The 11299-nt window shown below is 43.9% G+C and carries 10 protein-coding genes; 4 read left to right on the top strand and 6 right to left on the bottom strand.

Annotation, left to right across the window (positions count from 1 at the left end; translation table 11 throughout):
* The 4 genes from A3762_RS03240 to A3762_RS03255 all read left to right on the top strand — a co-directional run.
* Positions 1-2715 (top strand): S8 family peptidase (locus tag A3762_RS03240; RefSeq protein ID WP_068754055.1); only part of this gene is annotated, 2715 nt, incomplete at its 5' end.
* Between the two features lie 98 nt (positions 2716-2813).
* A complete protein-coding gene (gene hldE / locus A3762_RS03245; protein WP_068480785.1) occupies positions 2814-4280 on the top strand; it encodes a bifunctional D-glycero-beta-D-manno-heptose-7-phosphate kinase/D-glycero-beta-D-manno-heptose 1-phosphate adenylyltransferase HldE in 1467 nt (488 codons plus the stop codon).
* Positions 4270-5343: a glycosyltransferase family 9 protein gene (locus A3762_RS03250; RefSeq protein ID WP_068480782.1), complete on the top strand. Its 1074-nt coding sequence runs from the start codon at positions 4270-4272 to the stop codon at positions 5341-5343. The genes hldE and A3762_RS03250 overlap by 11 nt, the downstream gene beginning before the upstream one ends.
* 6 nt (positions 5344-5349) lie before the next feature.
* Positions 5350-6075, top strand: a complete 726-nt coding sequence (locus A3762_RS03255; protein WP_068754057.1) for a sulfite exporter TauE/SafE family protein — start codon at positions 5350-5352, stop codon at positions 6073-6075.
* Here the strand turns inward: A3762_RS03255 and A3762_RS03260 are convergent.
* From A3762_RS03260 to A3762_RS28185, 6 genes are all read right to left on the bottom strand, one after another.
* Positions 6066-6500 carry a PaaI family thioesterase gene (locus A3762_RS03260; protein ID WP_068500566.1) on the bottom strand — a complete coding sequence of 145 codons (435 nt, stop codon included), beginning with the start codon at positions 6498-6500 and terminating at the stop codon, positions 6066-6068. The two genes, A3762_RS03255 and A3762_RS03260, sit on opposite strands and share 10 nt — an antisense overlap.
* 7 nt (positions 6501-6507) lie before the next feature.
* Positions 6508-7605 carry a glycosyltransferase family 4 protein gene (locus A3762_RS03265; protein WP_068480773.1) on the bottom strand — a complete coding sequence of 366 codons (1098 nt, stop codon included), beginning with the start codon at positions 7603-7605 and terminating at the stop codon, positions 6508-6510.
* A gap of 10 nt (positions 7606-7615) precedes the next feature.
* On the bottom strand, positions 7616-8167 hold the full coding sequence (locus tag A3762_RS26955; protein ID WP_068480770.1) for a hypothetical protein: 552 nt from the start codon (positions 8165-8167) through the stop codon (positions 7616-7618).
* Complete coding sequence (locus A3762_RS03275; protein ID WP_197468986.1) at positions 8167-9561, bottom strand: capsule assembly Wzi family protein; 1395 nt, start codon at positions 9559-9561, stop codon at positions 8167-8169. Before A3762_RS03275 ends, A3762_RS26955 begins: the two co-directional genes overlap by 1 nt.
* Before the next feature lie 102 nt (positions 9562-9663).
* Complete coding sequence (locus tag A3762_RS03280; RefSeq protein ID WP_068754064.1) at positions 9664-10758, bottom strand: glycosyltransferase family 4 protein; 1095 nt, start codon at positions 10756-10758, stop codon at positions 9664-9666.
* Between the two features lie 4 nt (positions 10759-10762).
* Positions 10763-11059: a serine O-acetyltransferase gene (locus A3762_RS28185; RefSeq protein ID WP_231876739.1), complete on the bottom strand. Its 297-nt coding sequence runs from the start codon at positions 11057-11059 to the stop codon at positions 10763-10765.
* Positions 11060-11299 lie beyond the last annotated feature (240 nt).

Raw genomic sequence — 11299 nt, forward strand, 5'->3', positions numbered from 1 at the left:
ATCTCTCGTAATGGGCAATTTGCATTTGAATATTTAGTAAGTGATGGCGACACCTTCGTCGTCAACATTGAAGAACCTTTCCCGTTCGATACCGAGTGTCAATTATTCAATAACGGCCCAGCAACTGTCGGCTCAGCACCTCTCGACATACGCCTTAGCTGTGAGCAACTTGCTTCTGTACGCGGCACGATTTATCTACAAACCGCTTTTCAAACTGACGCTGATATTAACGACATAAACACCGACACAGCAAACAATAATTTCTTTGAAAGAGCGCAAGAAATTAGTAGTGATTTACCCTTTCAAGGCTTCGTATCACGCAGCTCTTTTGACGCGCCCAACGGTAATTACTCAAACTTCCCTGATCGAATAGATTTTTTAAAAGTTAGTTTAGAAAAGGATCAATTAATTAGTCTGAAATCAATAGGCTACAAGGACAGCCTTTCTGATGCAGACCTTGAACTTTATGATGAAAACTTTCAGCTAGTCGGCCGTTCTAGCAATATAAAGGATCAAATAGATTTAGTTACCGTTTCATCTAACGGCACTTACTATGTTGTGGTCGAGGCCGTTGAAGGCGCGGTACGTTACACTCTTAATTTTGCAGCCCCTTCTGGTGGCTCCCGGATTTTTGGAGCAACAGAAAACATCATCCCTAATCAAGCAATCGTGCAGCAACGCGTTAACTTGAACACGCGCACTTCTGCAGCATCGATCGCATCAAGTGTTAATCACTTTGACTACACACGAACGGCGCTCGCCAAATTTAATTTCGAGGAACAACAAGTTAGAACTGCCTCATTTGAGTCATCCGATCAATTAGATAATTTCTTACAGCAGTATCAGCCAAAATCGTACGCATTAAGGCAAACCTTGAAGCGAATAAAAGAGTTAAAGCAACGTGCAGATATTGCGCTTGCAGAACCTAACTATCGTGTAACTAACTTTGCCACCCCGATAGATTCAGCCTACAACAAACAGTGGCACTACCCTCAAATTAATCTAGAGCAAGCATGGGATCTTGAGACAGGTTTTTCTTCTGACGTGATTGTTGCAGTAATAGATACTGGCGTATGGCTTAGCCACGAAGATCTTGTCGGGAAATTCGTACCCGGTTACGACTTCATTATTGATCAAGAGGCTTCACTTGATGGAGATGGACCGGACGATGACCCCAATGACCCAGGTGATCAAGTTTATGACGATGGGAGCTCGTCATGGCATGGAACCCACGTTGCAGGAACAATAGCTGCTAATACTAATAACGATACAGGAGTAGCGGGTGTTTCTTGGGGCGCTAAAATAATGCCTATGCGCGCCTTAGGCAAAGGAGGCGGAGCTACGTATGACATTATTCAGAGCGTACGATTTGCTGCCGGATTATCTAACGATAGTGGACAATTACCCGACCAAAGAGCCGATATCATAAACATGAGTATAGGCGGTGCTCCATACTCACAAGTATTTCAAGACAATATCAACTATGCACGAAATGCAGGAGTGATCATTATTGCTGCTGCAGGTAATGGTGAATATAACTACTCGACAGAAAGAAATGAGGGCGTTATTACACCAGAGTACCCAGCATCCTATGACGGCGTCGTCTCTGTTGGAGCTCTCGAGCCATTCGATCCTTTTACTCAAGAATACAAGCTCGCATCCTATTCTAACTTTGGACCGACGTTAGACCTAGTCGCCCCTGGCGGAGCTTCCGATTCTGACAGCACGAGCAATAACACAAAGATATTAAGCACGTTTGTCGATGAAGATTTTGATACAGGTATTCTCAGCTCTGGTTATGAATACTCACAAGGCACGTCTATGGCAGCACCACATGTAGCAGGTGTCGCTGCACTCATGAAATCAGCTTACCCTGAGCTAAGCCCTGCAGATTTCGACATCCTACTTAGAGACGGAAAACTCACCAGTAACGAAGGCCTTAACAACGGCAACGGTGATGCGTTTTATTTCGGCGCCGGCCAAATAGATGCTAGAAAAGCGGTCACAGCAGCGCAAGGCTTGGCTAAAGAACTGGAAAAAACATTAAAACCGAAATTAGTATTAACAAACTCATCTATCGAGCTAACAAGCTATCAGCTATTCTCACAAGTCTCATTGTTCAACCAAGGCAGCGAATCTAACATTTCGGATATTTCCATTACTGGTAATGACGGTTCTTGGTTGTACATATCTGACTTAAATACCGATTCAAACGGTTTCGGTTCTTATGCAATTTCTGCAGATGCCTTGGGCTTAACTGAAGGACAATACGAGGCTGAAATCATATTTACTGAAAGTAAGGGCTCATCTATTTCTCTCACAGTTACATTATCTATCGAGCCACTTAATCTCTCCGTTGACGATGCACCTCCGGTATACGTAGTTCTTTTTAGTTCGTTATTTGGTCTAGTTGAACAAACAGTCATAGCAGAAAAAGTAACCGATGGCGTCTATCAATTTGAATTACTAAATGTGCCTCCAGGTAACTACAACCTGTTAGGAGGAAGTGATATTGATAGTAACTATACTATTTGTGAATTCGCTGAAATATGCGGGGCATACCCAGCTCACACAGCCCCAACAGAACTAACAATACAGGACACAGATATCAATAACATCGAATTTGCTGTTCACCTGCTGAATAACGTTAATTTAACTGCCGACTCAATGAATGCAGCTATTTCAAGAACAAAAGCAGCAAACATTGAAGAATAGATAGATCAAACATCAAAGCTGTAAGGTTTTACTCATTTAAGCTAAGCTATTGCGTTGTTAATTCATTCCTCTGACGCATAGCTTGGCTGCACCATTTAATGTTTGATATTTCCGTTTTAGACCACCTTTCTGACCTGAATATTCTTGTTGTTGGCGACGTAATGCTTGATCGCTACTGGCAAGGAGACTCGCAAAGAATCTCTCCAGAAGCTCCGGTTCCTGTTGTTAAAATCAACAATCTTGAAGACAGAATTGGCGGCGCGGCAAACGTGGCACGCAACATTGCGCATTTGAACGGGCAAGTTAGTTTAATGGGGCTAATTGGCAATGATGAAAACGCCGATCGTCTTGAAGCCATGCTCGCAACAGACAAAGTAAGCTCCGCACTTATTCGTCAAGATCAACAGCCAACAATCACCAAGCTTCGTGTCATCAGTCGCCATCAACAAGTGGTGCGTCTTGATTTCGAAGAGCTTTTTGCAGATGCGCATGCGCAAACCTTGAAAGAACAATTTATAGCTCAGATCGATAACTATGATTTCGTTATTTTTTCCGACTACAACAAGGGCTCTTTACGCTATGTCGGAGAAATGATTCATGAAGCACGCAAACGTGGCAAAACAATCTTAGTCGATCCAAAGTCTTCAGATTTATCGGTCTACCGTGGCGCACACGTCATCACGCCAAACCTGAAAGAATTTATTGCTGCTGGAGGTCAAACCGACAGCGAGGAGAGCATTCACGCTTCAGCGAAAGCACTGATGGCAAAATGCGATCTCGATGCCATCCTTCTGACTCGCAGCGAACAAGGTATGTCGGTCATCACACCCTCCTCAAAACATGACATGCCAACCCGTGTACTTGAAGTCGCTGACGTAACCGGTGCAGGCGACACAGTCATCGGCACCTTGGCCTTAATGATGGCGGCAGGCACCCCTCTTGAAGATGCGGCGCAGATAGCGAATTTAGCAGCCGGAGTCGTCGTGGCTAAACTGGGTGCCGAAACAGTTTCTCCTGAAGAGCTTTACCAAATCGCAAATCGTGTGTTCTTTGAACATCGAGGAACCCGCGAGACCGAAACTTACGAAGAGACATTGCGTCACATAGAGCTTGCCAAACTTGCTGGCGAAAAAATTGTATTCACCAACGGCTGCTTCGATATTCTTCATGCAGGGCATGTGCGCTATTTAGAAAAAGCGCGAGCATTAGGCGATAGACTTGTACTGGGATTAAACTCAGACGAATCCGTTAAACGCTTAAAAGGTGAAACACGCCCCGTGAATGGTTATGAAGAACGCGCTACGGTGATCGGCGGACTCGCAAGCGTCGACTGGGTCCTTCCTTTTGGAGAGGTGAAAGGCGATCAATACGACGACACACCTTTCTACCTTATCGAAACAGTTATGCCGGATGTATTGGCGAAAGGTGGTGATTACACCATCGACACGATCGTAGGCGCAGATATCGTCCAAAAAAACGGCGGGCAGGTTGCTGTCATTGATTTTGTAGACGGTTGCTCAACCACACGCATCATCGAAAAAATCCAACAACACGATGACCAATAGTCAGCAAGACGCGCCAAAGTCAGTTTGCGTTCTTAGGCTCTCTGCACTAGGCGATGTTTGTAACGCTGTTGCAGCCGTGCAGGCTGTTCAGCGAGCATATCCTGCGAGCCACATTACGTGGATTATCGGCAAGCTAGAGCATCAACTCGTTCATGACCTGCCCGGCATTGAGTTTATCGTTTTCGATAAACGTCGCGGTTCAACTGCGATTAAGGACTTAAAACAAACTCTTAGCGGTCGTCGGTTTGATGTTTTGTTACAAATGCAAGTGGCAATGCGTGCAAACCGCTTAGCGCATCTGATTCCTGCAAAACGAAAAATAGGGTATGACTTTAAACGGGCCAAAGAAGGGCATTCGCTTGTCGTTAATGAGCGGATACCTAGATTAAACCCAAAGGATGCTCGTCAACACGTACTAGATAGTTTCTTAAGCTTCGCCATGACCCTAGGAGCTTCGGAAGAGGATTGCTACCCTCCTCGCTGGAATATCGCGGTGAGTGATGAAGATAAGCAATTCGCATACAACTATATTCTACCCTCACAACCTACCGCCATTATTTGCCCCGCTGCAAGCAAGCGAGAACGCTGCTGGCTACCTGATCGTTATACTGAGGTGATTCATAGCCTTGAGCGCAAGGGTATAAAAACCATACTGTGCGGCGGCCCTTCAGAACTCGACTACGAACTAGCTCGAGACATCATGGCGCTTACTCGCGTTGATGTAATCGACCTTGTGGGAAAAACGTCATTAAAACAACTCTATGCATTATTAAGCAAAGCCTTGTTTGTTCTCGCACCCGACACAGGACCTTTGCATATGGCTAATGCAGCAGGTCGACCATGTGTTGGTTTATATGCACATTCCAATCCTGCGCGAACAGGGCCATATAACAGCCTAGATTTTGTTGCAGAGCAATATCACGAACAATTGATGCTTCAACAAGGAAAAGGCGCCGACCAACTAAAATGGGGCCTTAGAGTTAAAGGCATTGATCTGATGGCAGACATCAGTACTCAAATGGTTTTACAAAAAATCGACGCCCTACTTTGCGCTAAAGGTTAAGCAAGTATGGATTTGTGGATTTGTCTGCTTGCTGCACTGAGCTTATTTGTCGGATGCTGGATTCAGACTGCATTGGGCTTTGGAATGGCTGTGATTGCCGCACCTATTATTGTCATCCTTAACCCTTTATGGGTTCCCGTCGCACTCACCTTATGCGCGCTATTCTTGAGCGTTCTCAACACCTGGAATCAGCGCGAATACATCGAATATCGCGCCTTAGCGCTGCCTTTTGTTACAAGAATCCCCGGTACGATATTAGGTGCATGGTTACTACTTCAACTCGATATTTTTGCCCTTCAACTGTTTGTCGCCGGATGCGTTTTTGCGGCGGTAATCATTTCTTACTATGGCAAGCAGTTTGATTACACCCCAAGACGAATGGGGCTTGCAGCATTTATCAGTGGAATAATGGGAACGACGACGTCCATTGGTGGACCGCCTATGGCCTTAGTCATGCAGCACGGAAAGCCTCAAAACATACGCGCAAACCTGTCGATATATTTTGGTTATAGCTGCACAATCAGCATGATTTCCTACGCCTATATCGGCGTATTAAATCAGCAGCTACTAATAGAAAGTCTTAGTTTTTTGCCGGTATGCCTATTAGGTTTCGTACTTGGGGTAAAAGCGAGGCCATACATCGATGACAACAATCGATTCAGACCATTGCTGCTTAGCTTATGCTCGATCGCAGCACTTATCGCTTTTATTGGCGCGTTACTTTATGAATAGCCTAATGCTTTCTCGAGAGGAAATTTTCCTCTTACAAAGATACCATTACCTCGTGCAATCTCTCGATTCTCTGAATCATAGGCTATGGACTCAACAATAAACTGCGTTCGATTCATGTTCACAACCTTGCCTTCCGCACGCATGATTCCCTCAGAAACAGGACGCGTGATATAGGTCGTGAAAGACGTCGTAAGCACAAACACTTCATCTTCATATGAATTTGCCGCAAAGAATGCTGAATCGTCTAAAATCTTAAAGTAAACCGAACCATGCGTGCCACCAGCAGAATGACAATACTCAGGCTTGAGATCAATTTCGATCGTACATTTGCCCTCTTGGATCTCGATGCGAGGAGGGTAAAAGCTATTGATTGGCGCTGCACGATACATGTTGCAGAGTGCGGCGTAGTGTTCTTGTTTTGTCATGTTGATATTAGGACTCTTGGTAAGCAGCTTGAACTAGCGCAATAAACTTCTTGTTCTGTTCTTTCGCAGTGTATTTGAGGGAAGTTTCTTGATTTTGCCTAGCTACTCTATTGCGTAACGCTTGATCATCTAACAAGTCTTGGACAGATGAGACCCAAACATCTTTATTTAAGCTAGGCAGTGAGAAGCGAAGAGATTCACCCTCCAGTATTTCACTCGCACCAACCATTTTGTGCAATACAACCGGCTTAGAACATGTCATTGCTTCTAATGCGCTCATACCAAACTCTTCAATATGAGCAGGAAGAACGAATACATCTAACATACTGTAATAATTAGCGACACAATCTGTTGATGGTAAAAAATGAACTGCATGAGGATGAGAGTTTATCAACTCCGTATAAGCCGAGCGTTTGCCATTTCCCGCAACCACAATGTGTAAGGGATGATCGAACTGAAGAGACTTAGTAAATTCAAGAAAAAAATCGACATTACGTTTTTTAAAATTTCCGGACGTGATCAATCCAATAACGAAAGCTTCTTCTTCGATATTGAGATTATCTCGAACGTTCGTATCACAGGACAAGACATGATCGGGGTCGCATCCTGGGTACAATACTTCAATATTTTTTCCTTGAAGAGCAAACCTATTTGTAAGATCTTGCTTCATCATTTCTGAGTTACACACTATCGTTTTAAACTGACTAGCACTGAGAACTTGAGTATACAATTTACCCACATCATTTCTCTCAGGTAGAGCCTTCCCCTGGATAACTTCGTGTTCCAAGTGCACGCAATTATGAATAAAACAAATATCAACATCAGCGATATCGCCGTGACCAACACTAACATCTGGTTTAAGATTTTTTATCCAAAGCCCTGCTTGAAACTTAAAAAAAGCTCGCCTAAAAAATCCCTTTAGAGGCCAACGAATTGTTTTCTTCACTCTCGCCATTGTGGAGGCGTGCACAACGGGATTCACTTTTTCCGAAACGACAATACTTTGAATTCCAGCCCGATCTAAAGCCTCTAGCTCTGACCGAACAAGCCTAGATACACCTGATCTTAGATTTTTTAAGTCTTTTTGAATAATAGCTACTTTCATAGACCGTACACTAAAAGTACCAAGACAAATAAAAGCTTCCGATATATATATCGTAAAAAATCTCTGGAGACGATGACTGCAAAGATGGAGGATCACTCGCCAGAACTCGATCACGCGCCACCTTATCGCCATAGGCAAATTCAGTACTGAAACTTACATCTGAAAGAAACATCCACTCCAATCCCAAACCAAGAATATAACCATGTGCAGGCGTAGTCTGGTCATAGCGAGCAAAACCAAAAAAACTCTTGATATAAATGTCGTCGACTACCTGATATTTATAGTCCAACGGACGGAATGAATATAAGTTATCACCATCAGCCTGCGTGAATTGAAAAGCTAAGCCTAGATGATGGTCTTCTTCGTAAACACCATGTACAGAGGCTCCTAACAGCAAGGCCGCATCCCAATCGCTTGTGCTTGCAGGCGCATTATCACCTCCATTGAGTAAGATCTTTACCTGACTTGAGGCTCCACCCGCATTCAAGGAATAAGTGAACTCATCCATAGAGTAAAGTACAGGTGAAAACAGCAGCAACACAAAGCTAATTAGTCCGTACATCACCATCGCGTAAATGCTCCAATCGAATAATAATCATCACCCCATACATTCTTCCCGGAACGCCCCTCTATGCCCCAAAGCGCTTCCTTGGCGGCAAAAGAATGTCGTATCAAAACATCGAGGGCATGATCATAATTCTGGTTTGAATAAGACGCTTGTTGGATTGATTGAACTTGCATGTATAACATTCGTCCAGCATGATACTGCCAACTTGAGGACAAGGTTGTTGCTCTCCCTCCTACTCCATCGCCAGACTCTCTTTGATCTGCAGCGGCATGGCCAATTATGTTACCGCCCGACACACTTCCGTCTTGATAAATATGGTGGACATACCATCCATTCTGCCATTCAGCATGCTCAATCGTAAGATCCAGATCACTGAACAGGGCGGGAAAGTAAGCCCCCCCCATCAAAGCCGCATTACCCAAACGATAAAATTTATTGACGGATGTATCTTCACCCGCGTATTCAAAATATAAGCTAAAAGGTACTCTACCTGTGACATTGATTCGAGAGGTAAAAGAAGCACTTTGATTTCCAAACTCATCATCTTTGGAAAGATTATTACCTGCATTGTCTGCAGAACTTGGATCAAAAAACGCTTTGAATAAATCTTTAGGCTCATGGCACTTTCCTCTCGCACCACCGCCGTACATCATGACCCTATTTACTCCAAAAGATATATTTCGAACTGGATTTATCCCCAAGTGCATACCAATCGCACAAGGATTTCCGGACACCTTACCACCTTGATAAGCGATATTGTCTGAGCGACTCAAGCGAGTGGCAAACATTTCATAACGAAATCCCCAGCTTCCAATAGGCATCGGGCTTGAGAGTGTTAACGAAGGTGTGGTCTCCGCGTTACTACTAAATAACATTGCACCGTGCTGAAACGGACTCAACCAATGCGGCCTGTAACCCACATCTAACTGCATCCAGTCCCAACCAAAACTTGAATATGTTCCCTCAAGCGACTCGCCATCTTCGCGTCGCTCACCACCTAAGAATGCATACCAGTGGGGACTCATTCGCACATACAACTGAGCATTGATACTAGCAACATTATCGGTAGACTCACCACGTTGATTTGCTATCGGAGCACGCTTGTCACTTGCCAGCCTCAGATTTAAATTTGCATAGGTAAAACCGTCAGTCTGAGCAAAGCGTTTTAAGTATGAACGCACCTGTCGACAAAGAGCGCTCGTTTGTTGACAGTATTCTTTAACGGCCTTGTGCACCAGAGCTGCAGGAATAGGTCTCGTTAACACTGGGGTGCCTGATAAAACCAGTAAACGCTCTATTTGACGCTCAGCTTCAGGAGACATGTGCAATGGGAGGTAAGGAGATACACCACTTGCTCGACTAAAAGAGCTAAATAAAAGTGCGGTCAAAATAGCACTCGTAAGTAAAACGCGATCCAAGCGACTGAGCATCCGTATTCTCATGAACAATTATTTTTATAAAGTTAGTGTTTCAGTTTTTTTCATTTAACGCTAGCGCTTTGTAACAACTAACTTATTCAAAAATTCCAAAGTATCTAAGGCAGATTTCTCCGTGCTAAAGTGCGTAAGAATTCTATTCTTGCCTGCTTCGCCCATCCGTGCACATAGCTCTCGGTCTTCTTCAAGGGTTATAATCCCAGATGAAATAGCGTTCACATCACCAGGTTCAACCCGAATACCGCTCTCACCATCAACGATTAATTCTGTACTTCCTCCGGTAGCAGACACAATAACTGCTGTGCCGTATGCCATCGCTTCAATCACAGTTTTAGGAAGACCTTCGCGCTTAATAGAAGGTAATACAGATACATTACACGCGGCTATTAAAGCCGGTGCATCTTTTCGATGTCCTGCTACTTTTATACGTTCAGCCATTGGGCTTTCTTGAATGAGCGCTTGAATATGATCACTATCCATACCATTGCCCACTAACAAGAAATAAATATCCTTGTCTTGTGGAAGCAACTTAGAAGCCTCAAGCAATACCGGCAACCCCTTTCGAGGCCGATCATTGGCAACACAACCAACCACAAAGCCATCCGATGGAATGCCAAACTCACTCAAATCAGCAGGTTGATCCTGATACCAGTCCAGCGAATGCCCTTTATAGACAGTGACGATATTCTCTTTCGGTAAACGAGATTGTAAATGTAAGTCATCCCTTACCGCATTTGCCACACAAATGATCGCATCTAAGCGCGGATGTAAATGAGTCAAATAACTCGTGGGGTCATACCAATAAATATTACCCGTCTGACCACGATAACTAATCGTCTTTACGGGCAAGCCTATTGCCGCGAATAAACCGTTCGTAATAGCCTTATTATTGAACATGTACAGAGCATCATACCCACCCTGTTTTAACTCAGAACGAATACGCCGAATTGCGGACCATTCAAGCTTTTTCTTCGGATGAAAATCGATGACTTTTACGCCATTCTCTTCAAATCGGGAAACATACTCCGCATCGCCTTCGGTCATTAATGTCACATCAACACCGAGCTTGACTAAGCCGATGAAAATTTCAGCCTCGGGACGAACAGAGTTCCATGTATCTGTATAGGATGAGATAATTAGGATTTTCAACTAATTAAGCCTTGTTTTGACCAACGATTCGGTTTACCCCTACAACGATTGAGCCGTCCGGAACATCTTTAGTGACCACTGAATTCGCCCCCACAATCACACCTTTACCTATATTAATTCCACCAATTAACTTCGCTCCAGCGCAAAGGGTCGAACCTCTACCAATCCGAGGCATTGAATTATCGCCTCGTAAATTTGCTCCAATAGTGACCCCTTGATAAACCGTAACGTTCTCTTCCAACATTGCCTGAGAACCAATAATTACTCCTACAGGGTGAACAAATTGTGTTGAGGCCGGCACGTTCGCCTCATGGCTTACTTCACAGTGATATTTGTAATAAATACGCCGCTGAAAAAACTTTCTACAGAATTTAAATTTCCCAACAAAGGCAAACATCAACCGGCACTCTAGCTGAAACTTTTTCTGCGGCTGATTCGTACCAACCAGCTTAATTAGCAATTTCAAAATCATATTTTATCTGGTTACCTACGATATATTCACTTCAAAATAACTTAGTAAGAGCAATTATATTTTGATGTA

The organism is Oleiphilus sp. HI0125, from assembly GCF_001635355.1.

Excerpts from the sequence above, each read along its gene's own strand:
- A3762_RS03255 (WP_068754057.1), top strand. The coding sequence starts at position 5,350 with ATGGATTTGTGGATTTGTCTGCTTGCTGCACTGAGCTTATTTGTCGGA.
- hldE (WP_068480785.1), top strand. The coding sequence starts at position 2,814 with ATGTTTGATATTTCCGTTTTAGACCACCTTTCTGACCTGAATATTCTT.
- A3762_RS03250 (WP_068480782.1), top strand. The coding sequence starts at position 4,270 with ATGACCAATAGTCAGCAAGACGCGCCAAAGTCAGTTTGCGTTCTTAGG.
- A3762_RS26955 (WP_068480770.1), bottom strand. The coding sequence starts at position 8,167 with ATGTACGGACTAATTAGCTTTGTGTTGCTGCTGTTTTCACCTGTACTT.
- A3762_RS03265 (WP_068480773.1), bottom strand. The coding sequence starts at position 7,605 with ATGAAAGTAGCTATTATTCAAAAAGACTTAAAAAATCTAAGATCAGGT.
- A3762_RS03260 (WP_068500566.1), bottom strand. The coding sequence starts at position 6,500 with ATGACAAAACAAGAACACTACGCCGCACTCTGCAACATGTATCGTGCA.